Genomic DNA, 17655 nt, shown 5'->3' on the forward strand with positions numbered 1-17655 from the left:
GCCTGTCTGGGGCGGACATTACTCGCACCCACGGGAAAGGCAAGACGTCCGAGTGTGTTGATTCATTTTTCCGAATGTGTTGACATCGTCGCTCAGGTGCCCGTAGAACCGTCAAAAACAACCACCTCGGGTGGCAAACGCAGACGTCCGGACACGTCCCCGACCGCGGGTTCGGACTCGGGGCAGTCTGATCCGCCTTCGGGCTGCCCCAGTACCACACACATATGCAGTAGCCCGCCCCACCCGCGGGGCTGCCGCTCGCCCTCACCGTCGAAGGAATCGCGATGCCCCACCTCCTGGTCACCGTCGGCTCTCGGAACGGGCTCCACGCCCGCCCGGCCACCCTGTTCGTACAGGCCGCGGCCCGCCAGCCTGTCAAGGTCACCGTCGGCCGCCCCGACCAGCCCCCCGTGGACGCCGGGAGCCTGCTGTCCGTGCTCGCTCTCGCGGCGGAGCACGGCGACGCCCTGCAACTCGCCGCCGAAGGCGAGCACGCCCAAGCCGCCCTTGAGGAGCTGGCCCTGCTGCTGTCCCAGGACCTGGACGCATGAGCACGGTTCTCCCCGGCGTCGGCGTCGGCATGGGAAGCGCCTCGGGTCCCGTGGCCCGGATGGCGTCACCGCCACAGCTGCCCGCACCCCGCCCGGTCACAGACCCCGAAGCCGACGCGGCCGCCGTGCGCCGGGCCCTGACCAGCCTGGTCGCGGACCTCGAGCACCGCGCCGCGCGAGCTCCCCAAGGGCCCGCCGCCGACGTGCTGCACACACAGGCGCAAATGGCGGCCGACCCAGCCCTGGCCGATCACGCAGCCGACGCAGTCCACCAGGGCACCGACCCCGCCCATGCGCTGACCGCAGCTTTCGACGGCTTCCGCGCCCAGTTACTTGCCGCCGGCGGCTACTTCGGCGAACGTGCCGCGGATCTGGACGACCTACGCGACCGCGCAGTCTCCCACCTGCTTGGACTCCCGCTGCCAGGGCTGCCCGACCCCGGCCACCCGTACGTGCTGGTGGCCGACGACCTCGCCCCCGCTGACACCGCGATCATCGACCCGCAGAAGGTGCTGGCCCTGGTCACCGTACGTGGCGGCCCCACCAGCCACACCGCGATCCTCGCCAAGGCACTCGGCCTGCCCGCCGTCGTCGGCTGTGCCTCGGCGACCTACCTGCAGAACGGCCAGACCGTGCTCGTCAACGACGGCACGGTGGAAGTCAACCCGCCGCCGGAAACGGTCGCCGAGGCGGCCCGGCGGGAACGACACCGCCGGGGGCGGGCCGCAGCCTTCCACGGACCCGGCATCACCGCGGACGGGCACCCGGTGGCGCTGCTCGTCAATCTCGGCGCGCCCCATGAACTCGACCCGGCCGCCGCGGCCGACTCCGAAGGCGGCGGACTGTTCCGCACCGAGTTCCTCTACCTCGACCGGCCCGATCCACCCGGCCTCGATGAGCAGACGGCGGCCTACCGCCGGGTCTTCGACGCCTTCACCGGCCGCCGGGTGGTCGTGCGCACCCTCGACGCAGGTGCGGACAAGCCGTTGCGCTTCGCCAGCGCCGACGACGAGGAGAACCCGGCCCTCGGCGTGCGCGGCCTGCGCACCGCTGCCAGGCACCCACGGCTGCTGGACACCCAGCTCGCCGCCATCGCGGAAGCGGCGCGTGGCAGCACCGCCGACGTCTGGGTCATGGCGCCGATGGTCTCCCTGCCCGGCGAGGCCGCGGAGTTCGCCGCCCGGGTCCGCTCGCACGGACTGCCGGTGGCCGGTGCGATGGTTGAGGTCCCGGCGGCCGCACTCCGCGCCGACGAACTGGCGGGTGTCTGTGACTTCCTCAGCATCGGCACCAACGACCTCGCCCAGTACACCTTCGCCGCCGACCGGGCTCTCGGCGCCCTCGCCGAGCTGGTCGACCCCTGGCAACCCGCCCTCCTCGACCTGGTCGCCACCACAGCCCGCGCCGGCACGGACCTCGGCCGGCCCGTCGGCGTGTGCGGCGAAGCGGCATCCGACCCGGCCCTCGCCCTGGTGCTGGTAGGGCTCGGCGTGAGCAGCCTGTCCATGGCCCCGGCCTGCCTGCCCGCAGTCCGCACCGTCCTCAGGGCACACTCCCTCGCCCATTGCCAGGACCTGGCCGCTGTGGCCCGCCGCGCGCCTGACGCCGCCACAGCACGTGCGGACGTTCGCCGCCGCATGCGCTGAGCGGGGCCCACATCGGCCGCGGTCCCGGGACCCTCAACCTCACGCTGCACCAAGTTCTTCACCACGAGTGAGCACGCACCACGGCCACGGGCCCGACTCGCTCGCGAACAACAGCTCGCCCATTCGTAGGTCCGGAGACGTGCAGCGGCAGTTTGACTTCCGAGCCCGACGCCGGCTGCGTCAACGCGCCATGAAGAACTTCCGCTCACCCGACGGGGCACAGCTTCCGGTCGGTCTTCGTCGCGATCGCACCGCACTTCCGAACCGGCGCCTCCGCCCTCCGGGATCACGGGAAGTGGCGGACGTTCAGTCAGCGCTGATCAGCCGGTACGTGTGCTCGGTAAGCCGGAGCAGGGTTGCTCCGACCGTGTGGAGGGCCGCTGACGAACGGACTTCCGCCCGCGCCCTACGAGCAGTGGATCGACAAGTGCCAGGCCGAGGCCTTCAAGACGCAGTAACCGCCGGGTCTCGGCCGTGGGTTGATCCGCCCAGGCGCCGTCCCACAACGACCCATGGCTGCGGTGGAGAAGTCGTGCTGGTAGCGGGCTGTGTACCGGCGTTCGTGTTCGAGCTGGCCGTGGCAGGCCCAGTACGCGTCGAAGCCGCCGTTGTCGATGACGGCTCGTAGGAGCAGGATGGCTTCGGCTCCGCTCAGACCTGACGGAAGATCAGTCGATTACCCTCAGAAACACGGTCCTGACATGCGGCGATAGCGAACTGACACCGAAGTGTAGACACGATCACCGAACGGCCGTGTCCAACGCCGTCCGCGCCGCTGCCGCCTCTTCCCGTGCCCGGTTCGCAGCCTCGAGGTCACCGGCGAGAGCATGAGCCTTGGCGAGGGTGTCCAGGCCGACGGCCATCCAGATGCGCGAACCGATCTGCCGCCACAGTCTGACGGCGGCCTCGGCACGCAGACGGGCCGGCACGAAACGGCCGACGACGAGCTGCGCCTCCGCGAGCGCGTACAACGTCGCCGCCTCCCCCCACAGGTTGCCGAATTCCCGGTACGTCCACAGGCTGCGGGCCAGCAGTCGGCGCCCTTCCCGTTGCTCGCCCTGTCGCACCAGTACGTCCCCGAGCCAGCAGGCGGCGTGGGTGGCACTGAGCCGGTCGCCGAGCTCGTCACTGATCGAGGCCGCCCGGCGGAAGGAGTCGGCGGCAGCCGGATAGGCGCCCAGTGCGCGTTGGCTCTGACCCTGGCAGCGCAGGGCCTGTGCCTCGCCGGGCCGGTAACCGGCGGCTCGGCTCACCTCAAGACATTCCGTGAACCGCTCCAGGGCCGCCTCGACGCGTCCTTGTTCGAGGTCAATGACACCGATGCCGTTGGTCGCGTAGACCATGCAGTTGACGTTTGCGGCCGATCGAGCCAGCTCAACGGCACGTTCGAAATGATGTACCGCCAAGGAGTAGTGGCCGAGCAGCCGGTGCACATACGCCAGTCCGGCCGTGGCGCTTGCCCGGTAGGCCGGCCCCAGCTCTTCAGCGAGCTGCAGGGTCCGCTCGAAGTGGTCCAGCGCTTCCGGGTACCGGTCGAGGATGGTGGTGAGTTCGCCGAGACAGCGGTGGAGCTTCGCCGCGCTGCGCCGGTCGTGGGCGTGCAGCGCTGCCTTGAGCGCCCGGTTCTGAAGCCGCTCCCAGTCGTCGAAGTGGCTGCCGACCTGGAACAGGGTGGTGAGCGCGGTGGCCAACCCGACGGCCGGTGCGACGACCCCTCTGTCGAGCGCCTGGGCCGCCGCGTCGATGAGGAACTCTCGCTCGTCGTTGAACCAGGCCAACGGATCGGCGAGGAGTGGGTCCGTGTCCGTCGGGGAGAGCCGCCAGGCGGTCAGGTCGGTCTGTGAGATGCCCAGAAAGTCAGCGCTGAGGGTTTCCCCCGCGCAGTCGGCCAGGTGCAGGCTCGCACCGAGAAGCCGCGTGAGCGCCGCCGTGCGTACCTGGAGCGGTACCTCCTTCTCCGCCCGTTCCCGGCCGAGCAGCCGTACCAGGTCGTGCAGCCGGTAACGGAACTTGGTGGCATCGACCGATGTGATCTCCACCAGGTGTACCTCGACCAGGTCATCGATCGCGGTCTCCGCGTCGGACAGGCCCACATCCAGTAGCGCGGCCAGGGCCCAGGCGGCGAAATCGGTTCCGGGTAACAGGGCGAGCATCGCCAGCGCGTGCTGTGTGGTCGACGGCATTGCCTGGTAGGTCAGTTCGAGGCTGGCCCGTACGGCGATGTGGCCGACGGCCAGCTCGTCTAGCTTGCGCTGTTCGTCAGCGAGCGCGTGGGCGACCTTGGCGAGGGGCCAGTGCGGTCGTGCGGCCAGTCGTGCGCCGGCCACCCACATCGCGAGAGGCAGGCCACCGCAGGTCTGCACGATGGACCGGGCCGAGTCGGACTCCGCGGCTGTCCGGTCCGGGCCGAGCATCTCGCGCAGCAGGAGCAGCCCTGTCTCGGAGTCGAGGATTCCCAGGGGGAGCCGGCGACCTCCCACGTCCGCCAGTGTCGTTCGACTGGTGACGACGGTGGCGCAGTGCGGGCCGCTGGGCATGAGGTCGCGCACCTGCAGTACGTCGGCGGCGTTGTCCAGGACGACGAGGGTCCGCCGCCGGGCCAGCAGGGTGCGGTAGAGGTGAATCCGGCCCGTCAGTTCCGGGGGTACCGCGCCACCGCTCATACCAAGGGCGCGCAGGAAGGTGCCCAGGACGGTGAAGGGATCAGCCGGCTCGGCGCCGAAGCCCCGCAGGTCCACGTAGAGCTGGCCGTCCGGGAACCGGGAGGCCAGCACGTGGCCCGTGCGCACGGCGAAGGCCGTCTTCCCCACACCGGCGGGGCCGGTGACCAATAAGGTCACCGGCCCCGTTCTTTCCTCAACGAGCAGCCGACAGGCCTCGCTCACGTCGTCTTCCCGGCCGACGAAGAGAGACAAGTCCGCAGGGAGCAGACAAGGCGCCAACTGCCCTCCGGCCGCACCGTCCTGACCCTTCTGGCCGCCTCCGGTGTTGGTCTCCGGTTGGTCCGGAGCCCTCCAGGGACTGTCCTTCACGGGTGCGGAGCCTTCTCGCAGTGCCAATGCGCAACGCGCCTCTGCCCATTCCGCCACCGTCACCTGGTCGCCGCCGCACGCCCGGACCAGCGCCAACACCATGTCCTCGCTGGGCAGTGAGGCCCGGTTGAGTGCACCCGCCAGGGTGCTCACCGGCAGGTAATCGCCGCCCCCTCGGGCCTTGCGCTCCAACGCCCGGTACGACAGGCCGGACCTGGCTTTCACCGTGCGGAGCAGGGCAACAAACTCTGCGGCAGTCCGGACCGAACCGGGCTTGGGCAACGGCGTCGTCACACACCTGATGCTATCGACCGGCGCCAAGGCGAGACCATCCCACAACCAGCCACGCGGAACCTCCATGAGGATCGGAGGAGCAAGCCGGCCTCCCGGTCGGGGGAGTCCGGCCTGGAGGTATCAGTGGGGGAGACCGATGGGGCGTTCGCCGTTGCGGCGTTGCTGGATGACGACGGCGGCGACGAGGAGGGTGCCCTGGGCGACGTTCTGCCAGAAGGTGTTGATGCCTTCGACGGTGAGGCCGTTCTCAAGGCAGCCGAGGAGGGCGACAGCGAGGAGGGTGCCGCCGATGCCGCCCTTGCCGCCCTTGAGGGCGGCGCCGCCGAGCGCGGCGGCGGTGATGGCCTTGAGTTCGAGGCCTTCGGAGCCGGAGACGGGCTGGCCGGAGCCGGTGCGGGCGGTGAGAAGGATGCCGGCTATGGCGGCGACGATGCCGATGAGGGCGTAGACGCAGATCAGGTACTTGTTGATGTTGATGCCGGCGAGGCGGGCGGCGGTGTCGTTGCCGCCGATGGCGTAGAGGTTGCGGCCGATGTCGGTGTACTTGAGAAGGACGTGGACGGCGGCGGCGACGAGGATGAGGATCCAGACCATGACGGGCAGTCCGGCGATCTTGCCGCGGCCGAGGAAGATGAAGACGTCGTTGTTGAGGACGTAGCCCTGGGCGCGGCCGTCGGACAGGAGTTGGGCGAGTCCCTTGTAGGCGGCAAGGCCGGCGAGGGTTGCGATGGTGGGGTTGACGCGGCCGTAGACGATGACCAGGCCGTTGACGACGCCGATGACCAGTCCGACACCGAGGGCGGCGGCCATGCCGACGAAGGCGTTGGAGCCGGTGGTGGTGAAGACCATGGCGGTGACGACGGAGGCGACGCCGGCTTGGGAGCCGACGGAGATGTCGAGGCCGGCGCAGATGATGACGATGGTCTGCACGATGGCGAGCAGGCCGGTGATGGTCGCCGCCTCGGCGATCACCTGCATGTTCGACCAGCTCAGGTAATTGTCGTTGAGGATGCCGAAGAGGGCCAGCACGAGCACCAGGGCGCCGATCAGGCTGATGTTCTGCCCGCTGATCTGCGCAAGCAGCTTCGGCCGCAAGGGTCCGGCGCCGTCGGAGGGTCCCTTCACGTCCGGGGAGGGGGTGCTGGTGAGGGTCATGAGGTGGCTCCGGGGGCGATGGTGCCGGCGAGGTCGTCGGCCATGGCAAGGGCGAGGATGGATTCTTCGGTTGCTTCGTGGTGGGCGAGTTCGCCGGTGATCCGGCCGCCCTGCATCACGACGACACGGTCGGCGAGACCGAGGAGTTCGGGCAGCTCAGAGGAGATGACGAGGACGGCGACGCCCTCGGCGGCGAGGTCGGCAATGATCTGGTAGATCTCGGCCTTCGCGCCGACGTCGATGCCTCGGGTCGGCTCGTCGAGGATCAGGACCTTGGGCTTGTGCGCCAGCCAACGGGCCAGGACGACCTTCTGTTGGTTGCCTCCGGACAGTTTGCGGACCTCGTGGTCGATCGAGGGGGTGCGCACCCGCAGCCGGTCGGTGAACCGCTGGGCGAGTTTCCGCTCGGCGCTCCTGCGCACGAAGCGGAAGCGGCGCAGCCGGCCGAGCACGACGAGGGAGGTGTTCTCGCGGATGCTCTGCTGCAGGAACAGGGCCTGGGCCTTGCGTTCCTCCGGCGCGAGTCCGAGACCGGCGCGGATGGCCTGGCCCGGGCGGCCGCTTCTCAGCGGCACACCGTCGAGGGTGGCGCTGCCGCTGAGGACGGGCAGGTCACCGACGAGGGCCAGGGCGAGTTCGGAACGCCCGGCGCCGATCAGCCCGGCCAGGCCGACGACTTCACCGGCATGCACCCGCAGGCTGATGTCCGTGACGTCGTCGGTGGTGAGGTTCTTGACGTCGAGGACGAGCCGGTCGGTGGCCACCCGCTGGCGTACGAACATGCCGGCCAGGTCACGCCCGACCATCAGCCGCACCAGCTCGCCCTCGTTCGTGGTGCTCGCCTGCTGCACGCCGGCGAGGCACCCGTCGCGCAGCACGGCGATCCGGTCCGCGAGCTGGAAGATCTCCTGCATGCGGTGGGAGACGTAGACGATGGCGATGCCCTGGTCCCGCAATCGGCGGATGAGGGCGAACAGGGCGTCCACCTCGTGCTCCGAGAGGGAGGAGGTCGGCTCGTCGAACGCGATCGCCTTGGGCGGCACCGCACCCGTCAGCGCGCGCATGATCTCGACCAACTGCCGCTGCGCGGGGGTGAGTTTGGAGCCGATCAGATCCGGGTCGAGAACCTCGGCGAAACCGAGCCGGTCCAGGTCCGCAGTGATCCGGCGGCGCAGTTCCCTGCGGTCCAGCACCCGGCCGGCCTTACGGGGCAGGGCACCGGCGTAGACGTTCTCCGCGACGGAGATGTGCGGGATGATCTCCGGCTCTTGCGGGATGATCCGGATTCCCGCGGCACGGGCGTCCGCCGGGGACGGGAGCGAGACGGTCTCCCCGTCGATCAGCACATGCCCCTCGGTCGGCTGATGGTCACCGGTCAGAATCTTGAGCAGGGTCGACTTCCCGGCGCCGTTCTCCCCCATCAGCGCGGTGACCTGACCGGCCGGGAAGTCCAGCGTCACATCGCTGAGGGCCTGAACGGCACCGAAACGCTTGGTGACCCTGGCCACTCCGACCACGTCTGATCGCGGTGCCACATCGGGCTGCTCATCGGAACGGCCGGGGTTTGCGGCCGAGTTGGGCACTTGGGTCATAAGTCGGTTACCTCGAAGGCGTCGTGCTCGTGTGGTCGTGGGCACCCGTAGACCGGGAGGGGCGGGGGCAGTCGGCCGACGGCTCTGGGGGAGCCGTCGGCCAATGGCGCGTCAGTTGCAGGTGAGACCGCTGGACTTCCAGCCGGTGCGGTCGACCATGGTGGTGGGGGCGAAGGCCTCCTGAGGGAAGTCCTTGCCGTTCTTGAGCTTGTCGTACATGGTCTGGACGGCCAGCGCGCCGACGTCCTTGCCGTTGATGAACAGTGCGGCCTTCATGCCGGACGGCTTGTCGGTCTGCCATTCCTTGCACGCGAGGTAGGCGCCCAGCCCGACGCCGACCACGTTGGCGGGCTTGATGCCGGCGTTCTGCAGAGCGGTCACGCCGCCCATGACGTTCTCGTCGTTGCAGCCCCACACGACCCAGTTCTTGACCTTTGCGTTGGCGGTGACCGTCGCGGCGATCTTGTCCTGCGCGCCGGTTGGGGTGTTGTCGGTGGGCACGTCAATGGTCTTAACGCCCGGGACGGCGGCGTCGAAGGCCTTCTTCGCCGCATTGATCCGGTCGCCGCAGACGGTGACGTCCTGCTTCCAGGCGGAGAGCACACGCGTGTCCGCCGCGCTGAAGCCGGCCTTCTTGAACTCCTCGGCGGCGCGCTTGCCGACCTCGGTGCCCATCTGCTCGCCGCTGAAGCCGATCCGGGGCACCAGATCCTTGGCGTCGCACTCAGCGGGGTTGGGGCCGGTGGTGCAGATCTGGTCGTCCGAGGTCAGCAGGGCGACCTTGCCGTCCTTCGCGGTCTGGACGATCTGGGGGCCGACGGCCGGGTCGGGGACGACGATGACGAGTCCGCTGGTCTTCTGCGCGATGGCGGACTGCACCTCGGAGATCGTCTTGTTGGCGTCGTTGCCGAGGTTGACCACCTTGAGGTCGATCCCGAGTTCCTCGGCCTTCGCCTTGGCGCCGGCCGCCTCACCGACGAAGTACTCCTGGTCGCCCTGCTTCTGCAGATAGGTGATCGAGATCTTGCCGTCGACCTTGCCGACGGTGTCCTCCGTGACTTCCTCCTTGCCGGAGGAGCATGCCGTGCTCACACCCAGGGTGAGCAGCAGGCCGATCGAGGCGGCCAGGGTACGGCGGTGCGGGGTGCTGAGCATTGCGGCTCCAGAGGGATGAATGGATGTTCGCGGGAGCGGAGAAGGCGAAGTGGTGCCGACATGGCGCTGCGTCCCGCAGGCATGGTCGGTGCCTCGTACGGTCCGGACACGGCGTCGTTCCGACCGTGACCGAGGACCTGAGGCTCGATCGGTGGTGCACGGCGATGCCGTGCTCCGAGGCGGGCCCTCTGTGGTCCTGGGCGATGATCCTGCGATCGCGGGACTCCCCTGTCAAGATGTTTGCATAATTAATGTCCACGGGTACGGTGTGCGCCATGACGAAGAAGACGGGCCGCAGATTTCAGGGCCGCGTAGCGGTGATCACCGGCGCTGCCGCGGGCATTGGCGCCGCGGCAGCGAGGCGTCTCGCCGACGAGGGAGCGTCGGTGATCGCCGTCGACATCACCGACGAGGCAGGTCGTGCGACTGTCGCGGCCATAACGGAGTCGGGCGGCTCGGCCGAGTACCGGCACGGTGACGTCACGTCCGCGTCGATGTGGGACGATCTCGCCCGGCACGTCGAGTCGCGCTACGGCCGGCTGGACGTGCTCCACTCCAACGCCTATGCCGTGGTCGTCAAACCTGCGCACGAACTGACCGAGGCGGAATGGGACAGCCAGCTGGACGTCACGCTGAAGGCGTCCTGGCTGGGGATCCGGGCCTTCGCCTCGGCGCTGCGCGACAGCGAGGGCGCCGTGGTGCTCACCTCCTCGGTGCACGCCCTGGTCGGGCTTCCCGGCCATCCCGCCTACGCGGCCGCGAAGGGCGCACTGTGCTCGATGGGCCGTCAGCTCGCGGTCGAGTACGGACCGCAGGTCCGTGTCAACACGGTCGTGCCGGGTCCGATCATGACGGCCGCCTGGGAGCGTGTGGACGAAGCGGGGCGTGCCGACAGCGTGGCCGAGACGGTGGCAAAGCGATTCGGCACCCCGGAGGAGGTCGCGGCCGCGGTCGCGTTCCTCGCCTCCTCCGACGCCTCCTACGTCACCGGCACCACCCTTGTGGTGGACGGCGGCTGGTCCGTGGTCAAGGCTTCCTCATGACACGTACGAAGATCGCCCCGCCGTCATGCCGGCCGGGCGCAGGAGGGGGGAGCCGGCCATGAACCAGCCGACACGCAACCTGCACCAGCAGATCGTTGACATCATCGGGCAGCACATCATCGCCGGTACGCACGCCCCGGGCGATTCGCTCCACCCGGACCGGCTGGAGCAGGAACTCGGCGTCAGCAAGACCGTGCTCCGCGAAGCGCTGCGCGTGCTCGCCTCGAAGGGCCTGATCGACTCCCGGCAGAAGCGCGGAACGTTCGTCCGTCCCCGCTCCGACTGGAACCTCCTCGACAGCGACCTGCTGCGCTGGCAGGGCGCTGGCGCCGCGGACGAGAACTTCCTCGCCAACCTTGGTGAGGTCCGCTCGATTGTGGAGCCGGCCGCCGCGCGGCTGGCCGCACAGCGCCGCGACGACGCCGACCTCGCCGCCCTGGCCGACGCGTTGCACCTCATGGCGGAGGCCGGAACCGACACGCACGCCTCGGTGGAAGCGGACCTCGCCTTCCACGCGTCTCTGCTCGCCGCCGCGCACAACGAACTGCTGACGCGTATGGAGGTGGTGATCGAGGCCGGGCTTCGGGTCCGCGACCACCTTGTCCACAGCGCCGACGAGTGGGCCGACCCCGTACCCGCGCACCGCGCCGTGATGGACGCCGTACGCGACCGGGACCCGGATGCCGCCGAACGCGCCGTGCAGCACCTGCTCGCCCAGGCCACCGCCGATCTCGACGACCTGATTCACGACCCGGACCGGGGACAGCACACATGAAGATCACATCCCTGGAGACCTTTCTCGTCGCACCGCGCTGGCTCTTCCTGCGCGTCGCCACCGACGAGGGCATCACCGGCTGGGGCGAACCGGTCGTCGAAGGCCGCGCCGAGACGGTCCGCGCCGCCGTCCACGAGCTGGCCGACTACCTGATCGGCGAGGACCCGCTGCGTATCGAGCACCACTGGCAGGTTCTCACCAAGGGGGGCTTCTACCGAGGCGGGCCGGTCCTCTCCAGCGCTGTCGCCGGTATCGACCAGGCCCTGTGGGACATCGCCGGCAAGGCGTACGGCGTTCCTGTGCACCAGTTGCTCGGCGGCCCGGTGCGTGACCGGCTGCGGGTGTACGCGTGGATCGGCGGCGACAGCCCCGACCACGTCGCCGAACTCGCCCGTGAACAGATCGAGGCCGGATTCACCGCCGTCAAGATGAACGGCTCCGCCCAGATGCGCGCCATCGACACCCCCGCGCAGACCCAAGCCGTGATCGACCGCGTAGCCGCCGTACGCGAGGTGCTCGGGCCCGACCGCGATGTGGCGGTCGACTTCCACGGCCGGATGTCGACCGCGATGTCCCGTCGACTGCTGCCCCTGCTGGAGCCGCTGCACCCGCTGTTCGTCGAGGAACCCGTTCTCCCCGAACACGCCCGCGATCTGCGGCAGTTGGTCGACTCCACCTCCATACCCCTGGCGCTGGGGGAACGGCTCTACTCGCGCTGGGACTTCCGTGACGTGCTGAGCACCGGCATCGCCGTCGCCCAGCCCGACCTGTCGCACGCCGGCGGCATCTCCGAGGTCCGCCGTATCGCCGCCCTCGCCGAGGTGCACAACGTGTCCCTGGCTCCGCACTGCCCGCTCGGACCGATCGCACTCGCGGCATCCATGCAGGTCGGCTTCGCGACGCCGAACTTCCTCATCCAGGAACAGAGTCTCGGCATCCACTACAACAAGGGGAACGAGCTGCTGGACTACCTGCTCGACCCGACACCGTTCCGTTTCACCGACGGCCACGCCGACCGGCCCTCCGGGCCCGGTCTCGGCATCGACATCGACGAGGACGCCGTGCGGCGCGCCGCCTCGACCGGGCACCGCTGGCGCAACCCCGTCTGGCACCACAGCGACGGGTCGTTCGCGGAATGGTGAACCACGTCCCTGTCACTGCCGAGACCGACCCCGGACTCGGCGGCCGGTGGACCTCCCTCGCCGCCGCCGGCCGGGAATGGCTCTGGCACCGGCCGGACCCCGCCCGCCACACCGTGCGGCCCGGTGGCGCCTTCGTCGACGCGGGCGGCCTGGAGGAGTGCATCCCCACCATCCGCGGCCTTCCCGACCACGGGGATGCCTGGTCCCGCCCCTGGCGTCGGGCGGGCGACGCCGACGTGGTGGAATCCCCCGACTTCGTCCTGCACCGGAGCATCGACCACCGCGCGGGCGCCGTGCACGCGCGGTACCGGCTGTCCGCGGACCCCGGGTACCGCCTTCTGTGGGCCGCCCACGCACTGCTCGACCTCGGCGCCGGCGCCCGGCTCCACGCACCCGCGGGCACGGCCACCCGGATCTTCCCGGAGGCCGCCCACCTGATCGACCAGCCCTGGCCGGACAACGCCCCGCACCTGACCGGACCGTGGCCCACTCCGTACGGTCTGGCCCTGGACCGCTTCGGGCCCGCCGACGGCACCGCCGTGGGCGCCGTGCTCACCGACTGCTCGGACGTGAGGGTCACCGACGGTCCGGACACTCTCCGTCTGACCCTCCACACCGACGCCGACATCCCCGTCTCGATCGCGCTGTGGCGCAACCTCGGCGGCTACCCGGCCGCCGCTCCCTACCGCAGCATCGGCGTCGAACCCATGCTCGGAGCCGTCTTCGATCTCGCCGAGGCGAGAGAGGACGAAGCCGCCGTCGTTCCCTCCGACGGCGAGCTGCGCTGGGAACTGGAGATCACCGCCACCCGCACCACACCTCACGAAAGCACCCCATGAAACTGACCCAACTACCGCACCGCACCCTCGCCATCGTGCGGGGACGTGACCGCGCCGCCGCGCTGCGCACCGTGCTCACCCTCGTGGAAGAGGGCATCACCGCGACCGAGGTGTCCCTCACGACCACCGACGCCCTGTGGGTGATCGAACAGGCCCGCCGCGAACTCGGCCCCGACGCCCTCCTCGGCGCCGGCACCGTCCTGACGTCCGACGAAGCCGCCCGTGCGGCCGACGCGGGAGCCGACTTCCTCGTCACTCCGGGCGTGGTCGAGGGCCTCGGCACCGGACTGCCCGTGCTGATGGGCGCCGTGACGCCCACCGAGATCATGTCCGCCACCGGCCGCGGAGCCGTCGCCGTCAAACTCTTCCCCGCCTCCTTCGGCGGCCCCGCCTACCTGACGGCGCTACGCGCCCCGTTCCCCGACGTCCCGTTCCTACCGGTCGGAGGCATCGACGCGGCTGCCGCGCGCGCGTTTCTCGCCGCCGGGGCCGTCGCCGTCGGCGTCGGCTCACCCCTGATCGGCGACGCCGCCGACGGCGGAGACCTCGCAGCGCTGCGCGCCCGTGCCGCGCAGTGGCGCTCTTCCCTCGCAGGGGCGGCGACCATATGACCACCGCCTCCGGAATCGAGATCGTCACCGTCGGAGAGGCCATGGCCGCCCTCCGGGCCACCGGCCCGGTCAAGCTCGCCCCGGCCATGGAACTGTCCGTCGCCGGAGCCGAGGCCAACGTGGCCATCGGGCTGTCCAGGCTCGGCCACCGCGTCGCCTGGGCAGGGTGCGTCGGCGACGACGAGTTCGGCGCCCTCGTCCTGCGCACCCTGCGCGCCGAACAGGTCGACGTCAGCCACGCCCGCACGGACACCGACGGACGGCTCACCGGTCTCCTGGTGCGTGAGGACGGGATCGGCGACCTCGCCAAGGTCCGCTACTACCGCAGCGGCTCGGCCGGATCGTCGGTCCGGCCCGACGATGTCCTTCCCGCACTCAGGCCGGGGGTGCGCATCCTGCACCTGACCGGAATCACCCCCGCGCTCGGCTCCTCGGCCGCATGCGCAGTCCGGGCGGCGGCCGTCCGCGCCCGGGAACTCGGGACCCTCGTCTGCCTCGACGTCAACTACCGGGCGCGACTGTGGCCGACCGGGCAGGCGCGCGAGGTGCTGCTGCCGCTGGCCCGCATGGCCGACATCCTTGTGGCCTCCGCCGATGAGCTGCACCTGGTCTGTGACGACCCGTCACTCGGCGAACAGGAGACCGTCGCGGCTCTGCTCGCCCAGGGCCGCAGCGAAGTGGTGATCACCCGCGGCGGCGACGGAGCGAGCGTCACCACCCGGGGCGGGAGGGTCAGTTCCCCGGTCCGGCGGGTGCCCGTCAAGGACGTGATCGGCGCCGGTGACGCGTTTGTCGCCGGCTACCTCTCCGCCCTCCTCGACGGGCTCAGCGTCGAAGAGCGGCTGCACCGCGCCACTACCACCGGCGCGTTCGCCGTCACCACGCGGGGCGACTGGGAAGGCCTGCCCACCCGAGCCGACCTCGCACTGCTCGACAGCCCCGCCGGCACGACCTTGCGCTGACCCGCCGGCGCGACCTTGCGCCGACACACGAAGGAGTCCCCATGCACCACGACCACCCCCCGGCGGGTATCTGGGCCCGCGGCGACCACGAACTGGGAGAAGGCGCCCGCTGGGTCGACGGGCGGCTGGTCTTCGTCGACATCCTCACCGGACGCCTCCTCGAAGCCCGGGGTCCCGCCCCCGCTGTCGTGCGTGAACTGCTGCGCCTCGATGTTCCGCTCGGCGCCGTCGCACCCGTCCACGGACGCCCGCGCCACTGGATCGCCGCCGCGGGAACCGGCATCGCCCTGATCGCCCCCGGCGGACACACCGAGTGGCTGGCCCGCCCTGAGGACCACACCCCCGCCCAGACCCGGATGAACGACGGTGCGTGTGACCCCCACGGCAGATTCTGGGCCGGCAGCATGCCCTACGACGGCACTCCCGGCGCCGGATCCCTCTACCGCACCGATCGGGACGGCTCCGTCCACCAGGTCCTCGACGGCCTCACCATCGTCAACGGGCCCGCGTTCACCCCCGACGGCGATCGGCTCTACGTCGCCGACAGCGCGGCCGGTGTCATCCACCGCTGCGCTCTCGACGCCGACGGGAACATAACCGCCTGCGACGAGTTCGCCCGCATCGGCTCCGGCGGCTCCCCGGACGGCATGACCGTCGACACCGACGGCCACCTCTGGGTCGCAGTCTGGGGCCACGGCGCCGTCCACCGCTACACACCGGACGGCACGCTGCTCGCGACGATATGCCTGCCCACGTCGCAGCCCACGTCGGTCTGCCTCCCGCCGCAGGGCGGCAGCCTGCTGGTCACCACGGCCCACTACGGCATGACGGGCGACCCCGACACCGCGGGATCCGTTCTCCACGTCCCCGTCGACGCCGCAGCGCCGCCTGCCTGTGCCTATGGCGATGCGCTCCCGGCCAGCGCCAACAGTAACGTTCTGGCCGCAGAGTGGCGCAATCGAGCCACCGGACGCAGTAGGGACACGTAGAAGGGCAGTACTTCGTCCGCGACGGAGGCCATCCGCATGACCTCCAAGAGCCTGACGGAACTCATGGCAGAAGCCGACCGGCGCGCGGCCTGGCCGCGAGCGGGCTCGCCTGCCTCGACCGATGCCTGTGTCGCCTCGGGCCACCTGGCCGTGTGCCGCCTCCCGCTGCTCGCCAGGGAGGACACACGCTGCGCCCGCTCTGGGCAGGGGTCTGGCCGGCGGCGAGGAGGTCTGGGCCGACGAACTCACCGCTGCGCAAAAGGCCCTGGGGTGGAGATGGTCCGCTTGGACGCCTGGGCGGGATGGGCGGAGATCTCGCCGTGTGTGAGGCCCTTCGCCGACAGCGACAACACCATCTCGTCCACGCCCGTCAGTCGGCGCTGCCGCTTCTTGACCATCTGCGGCTCGAAGGTGCCGGCGGTCCCGGGGCACCCTCACCCCGATCGGCCCGACGTCGGTCAGCAGGGGCTTTGACCGCGTGCCGTTGCGGCTGTTGCCGTTGTTCTTCGGCCGGATCGTACTGCTCGTAGCCGACGTGGGCGGTGATCTCACCCTCCAAGGGCCGACTCCAGCATCCGCTTGGTCAACTGCTGCAACAGCCCGCCCTCGCCGGTCAGCCGCAGGCCGCTCGCGCGGGCCCGGTCGATCAGCTGCCCGATCAACTTCTCGTCCAGCGTCCGCCGCAACTCGGCCGGCCGGATCCCTTCAACCCCCTCGACAGAGACAGTCACTCGCTTCTCAGGTGCTACTTCCATGATCGGGAGTTACACCGAAGACCGTACAGAACCGTGCGGGTCACCCGTCCTGCGTCTGGGCCTGTGCGCGGCGGGTGCGCAGGTGTCGGCGGACTCTGGGGAGGGTGGTGGCTGCGGTGATGAGGGTGAGGAGGAGGGTGAGTGCTGCCCAGGGTATGGCGGTGAGGGTGGTGCGGGCGGTGGTCTGGGGGCCGTTGTCGGGTGTGGTGGCGCGCAGGGTGAGGGTGTAGCGGCCGAGTTGGGGTGCGTTGGGCCAGGGTTCGGTCAGCTCGACGCGCTGTCCGGGCAGGAGGGTGAGGGCCAGGTCGCGGGGTTGGGTGTGGAGGGTGGTGTGGCCGAGAAGGTTGGTGGCGGTGAGGTCGAGGCGGGGCTGGAGGCGGGTGTTGCCGCGGTTGACGAGGGTGTAGTGGAGGGTGGCCTGGCTGGGTCGGGTCCAGGGGAGGGTGGGTGCGTCGTGGTCGAGGCGGACGTTCTCGATGGCCAGGTCGGGGTGGGTGGGGCCGTTGACGCGGAGGTAGAGGCGGGCGCCGACGGCCCGTTTGATGCCGACGGTGACGGCGCCGTGGTTCTGGGTGCCTTCGACGGTGGGGTCGAGGGCGACGACTGCGCCGGAGTGGTCGCCGGGCGTGGCGTTGGCGGGGATGCTGAGGGTGAAGGGGATGGCGGTGCGTTTCTTGGCGGGGACGGTGACTGTGGTGGTGTCGAGTTTGATCCAGGCGCCGATGTCGGTCTGGGGCTCGTCGGTGCCGCGGAGGGCGAAGCCGCCGTCGCGGGGGGTGTTGTAGGCGTCGGCGCCGTAGACCTTGAAGGTGATGGGGTGGTCGCTTTGGTTGGAGATGGTGACGTGGTCCTTGAGGGTGGCTCCCGGGGGGCTGGTGAGTGTGAAGTAGGTGCGGCTGGCGGGGTCTGTGGCTTTGCTCGGGGTGGGGTAGACCGACCAGGTTCCGTTGTCCGCGGCGTGGGCGACTGGGCTGGTCGGGCTGCCCGGCACTGGCGCCAGGGCCAGGGCGAGAGCGAGCAGGACGACACGTGCGATGCGTCTCAGGGTGTCGGCGGCGGGTGCGGGGGACATGGTGTGCGCCTTTCGGGGGCGTGGCCTGGGGCAGTGTTGCGA

The 17655-nt window shown here is 70.3% G+C and carries 14 protein-coding genes and 1 pseudogene; 9 read left to right on the plus strand and 6 right to left on the minus strand.

Translation table 11 applies throughout. The annotated features are described in order from the left end of the window. Nucleotides 1-284: 284 nt before the first annotated feature. The gene (locus OG293_RS37600) at nt 285-551 is read left to right on the plus strand and encodes an HPr family phosphocarrier protein (protein WP_406003219.1); all 267 of its coding nucleotides are present in this window, start codon (nt 285-287) and stop codon (nt 549-551) included. Then, entirely contained in the window at nt 548-2197 is a 1650-nt protein-coding gene (ptsP, locus tag OG293_RS37605) for a phosphoenolpyruvate--protein phosphotransferase (RefSeq protein WP_406003220.1), read from the plus strand. The genes OG293_RS37600 and ptsP overlap by 4 nt, the downstream gene beginning before the upstream one ends. Before the next feature lie 740 nt (nt 2198-2937). On the opposite strand, the gene OG293_RS37610 is transcribed toward ptsP, so the two are convergent. From OG293_RS37610 to OG293_RS37625, 4 genes are all read right to left on the minus strand, one after another. Continuing rightward, complete coding sequence (locus tag OG293_RS37610) at nt 2938-5589, minus strand: ATP-binding protein (RefSeq protein ID WP_406003221.1); 2652 nt, start codon at nt 5587-5589, stop codon at nt 2938-2940. A 54-nt stretch (nt 5590-5643) separates the two neighbouring features. After that, nucleotides 5644-6678, minus strand: a complete 1035-nt coding sequence (locus OG293_RS37615) for an ABC transporter permease (RefSeq protein WP_406003222.1) — start codon at nt 6676-6678, stop codon at nt 5644-5646. Next, nucleotides 6675-8213, minus strand: coding sequence for a sugar ABC transporter ATP-binding protein (locus OG293_RS37620; protein ID WP_406003223.1), 1539 nt, complete (start codon nt 8211-8213; stop codon nt 6675-6677). Before OG293_RS37620 ends, OG293_RS37615 begins: the two co-directional genes overlap by 4 nt. A 168-nt stretch (nt 8214-8381) precedes the next feature. Next, on the minus strand, nt 8382-9425 hold the full coding sequence (locus OG293_RS37625; RefSeq protein ID WP_406003224.1) for a substrate-binding domain-containing protein: 1044 nt from the start codon (nt 9423-9425) through the stop codon (nt 8382-8384). 275 nt (nt 9426-9700) lie between these two features. Here OG293_RS37625 and OG293_RS37630 point away from each other — a divergent pair, with 275 nt between their 5' ends. From OG293_RS37630 to OG293_RS37660, 7 genes are read left to right on the plus strand one after another with little or no spacing between them, the layout of a single operon-like run. Further along, on the plus strand, nt 9701-10468 hold the full coding sequence (locus OG293_RS37630; protein ID WP_406003225.1) for an SDR family NAD(P)-dependent oxidoreductase: 768 nt from the start codon (nt 9701-9703) through the stop codon (nt 10466-10468). 58 nt (nt 10469-10526) lie between these two features. Further along, nucleotides 10527-11243: a FadR/GntR family transcriptional regulator gene (locus OG293_RS37635; RefSeq protein WP_406003226.1), complete on the plus strand. Its 717-nt coding sequence runs from the start codon at nt 10527-10529 to the stop codon at nt 11241-11243. Next, complete coding sequence (dgoD, locus tag OG293_RS37640; protein ID WP_406003227.1) at nt 11240-12385, plus strand: galactonate dehydratase; 1146 nt, start codon at nt 11240-11242, stop codon at nt 12383-12385. Before OG293_RS37635 ends, dgoD begins: the two co-directional genes overlap by 4 nt. Then, nucleotides 12379-13224, plus strand: a complete 846-nt coding sequence (locus OG293_RS37645; protein ID WP_406003228.1) for a hypothetical protein — start codon at nt 12379-12381, stop codon at nt 13222-13224. Before dgoD ends, OG293_RS37645 begins: the two co-directional genes overlap by 7 nt. Beyond that, a complete protein-coding gene (locus OG293_RS37650) occupies nt 13221-13835 on the plus strand; it encodes a bifunctional 4-hydroxy-2-oxoglutarate aldolase/2-dehydro-3-deoxy-phosphogluconate aldolase (RefSeq protein WP_406003229.1) in 615 nt (204 codons plus the stop codon). Before OG293_RS37645 ends, OG293_RS37650 begins: the two co-directional genes overlap by 4 nt. Then, nucleotides 13832-14797 carry a sugar kinase gene (locus OG293_RS37655; protein ID WP_406003230.1) on the plus strand — a complete coding sequence of 322 codons (966 nt, stop codon included), beginning with the start codon at nt 13832-13834 and terminating at the stop codon, nt 14795-14797. Before OG293_RS37650 ends, OG293_RS37655 begins: the two co-directional genes overlap by 4 nt. 41 nt (nt 14798-14838) lie before the next feature. Beyond that, nucleotides 14839-15786 carry an SMP-30/gluconolactonase/LRE family protein gene (locus OG293_RS37660; RefSeq protein ID WP_406003231.1) on the plus strand — a complete coding sequence of 316 codons (948 nt, stop codon included), beginning with the start codon at nt 14839-14841 and terminating at the stop codon, nt 15784-15786. Nucleotides 15787-16055: 269 nt separating this feature from the next. On the opposite strand, the pseudogene OG293_RS37665 reads toward OG293_RS37660, so the two are convergent. Further along, nucleotides 16056-16541, minus strand: a pseudogene (locus tag OG293_RS37665) (transposase); the annotation flags it as partial. A 40-nt stretch (nt 16542-16581) separates the two neighbouring features. Continuing rightward, nucleotides 16582-17613 (minus strand): WxL protein peptidoglycan domain-containing protein, encoded by a 1032-nt coding sequence (locus tag OG293_RS37670; RefSeq protein WP_406003232.1) that lies wholly within the window; start codon nt 17611-17613, stop codon nt 16582-16584. Between the last annotated feature and the right edge of the window lie 42 nt (nt 17614-17655).

It is taken from the genome of Streptomyces sp. NBC_00829, from assembly GCF_045161795.1.
Lineage (GTDB): Bacteria > Actinomycetota > Actinomycetes > Streptomycetales > Streptomycetaceae > Streptomyces.

What these genes read in the sequence shown, in the direction of transcription:
- ptsP (WP_406003220.1), top strand. Translation starts at nt 548, where the DNA reads ATGAGCACGGTTCTCCCCGGCGTCGGCGTCGGCATGGGAAGCGCCTCG.
- OG293_RS37635 (WP_406003226.1), top strand. Translation starts at nt 10,527, where the DNA reads ATGAACCAGCCGACACGCAACCTGCACCAGCAGATCGTTGACATCATC.
- OG293_RS37670 (WP_406003232.1), bottom strand. Translation starts at nt 17,613, where the DNA reads ATGTCCCCCGCACCCGCCGCCGACACCCTGAGACGCATCGCACGTGTC.
- OG293_RS37660 (WP_406003231.1), top strand. Translation starts at nt 14,839, where the DNA reads ATGCACCACGACCACCCCCCGGCGGGTATCTGGGCCCGCGGCGACCAC.
- OG293_RS37625 (WP_406003224.1), bottom strand. Translation starts at nt 9,425, where the DNA reads ATGCTCAGCACCCCGCACCGCCGTACCCTGGCCGCCTCGATCGGCCTG.
- dgoD (WP_406003227.1), top strand. Translation starts at nt 11,240, where the DNA reads ATGAAGATCACATCCCTGGAGACCTTTCTCGTCGCACCGCGCTGGCTC.
- OG293_RS37615 (WP_406003222.1), bottom strand. Translation starts at nt 6,678, where the DNA reads ATGACCCTCACCAGCACCCCCTCCCCGGACGTGAAGGGACCCTCCGAC.
- OG293_RS37650 (WP_406003229.1), top strand. Translation starts at nt 13,221, where the DNA reads ATGAAACTGACCCAACTACCGCACCGCACCCTCGCCATCGTGCGGGGA.
- OG293_RS37655 (WP_406003230.1), top strand. Translation starts at nt 13,832, where the DNA reads ATGACCACCGCCTCCGGAATCGAGATCGTCACCGTCGGAGAGGCCATG.
- OG293_RS37610 (WP_406003221.1), bottom strand. Translation starts at nt 5,589, where the DNA reads ATGGAGGTTCCGCGTGGCTGGTTGTGGGATGGTCTCGCCTTGGCGCCG.
- OG293_RS37630 (WP_406003225.1), top strand. Translation starts at nt 9,701, where the DNA reads ATGACGAAGAAGACGGGCCGCAGATTTCAGGGCCGCGTAGCGGTGATC.
- OG293_RS37645 (WP_406003228.1), top strand. Translation starts at nt 12,379, where the DNA reads ATGGTGAACCACGTCCCTGTCACTGCCGAGACCGACCCCGGACTCGGC.
- OG293_RS37600 (WP_406003219.1), top strand. Translation starts at nt 285, where the DNA reads ATGCCCCACCTCCTGGTCACCGTCGGCTCTCGGAACGGGCTCCACGCC.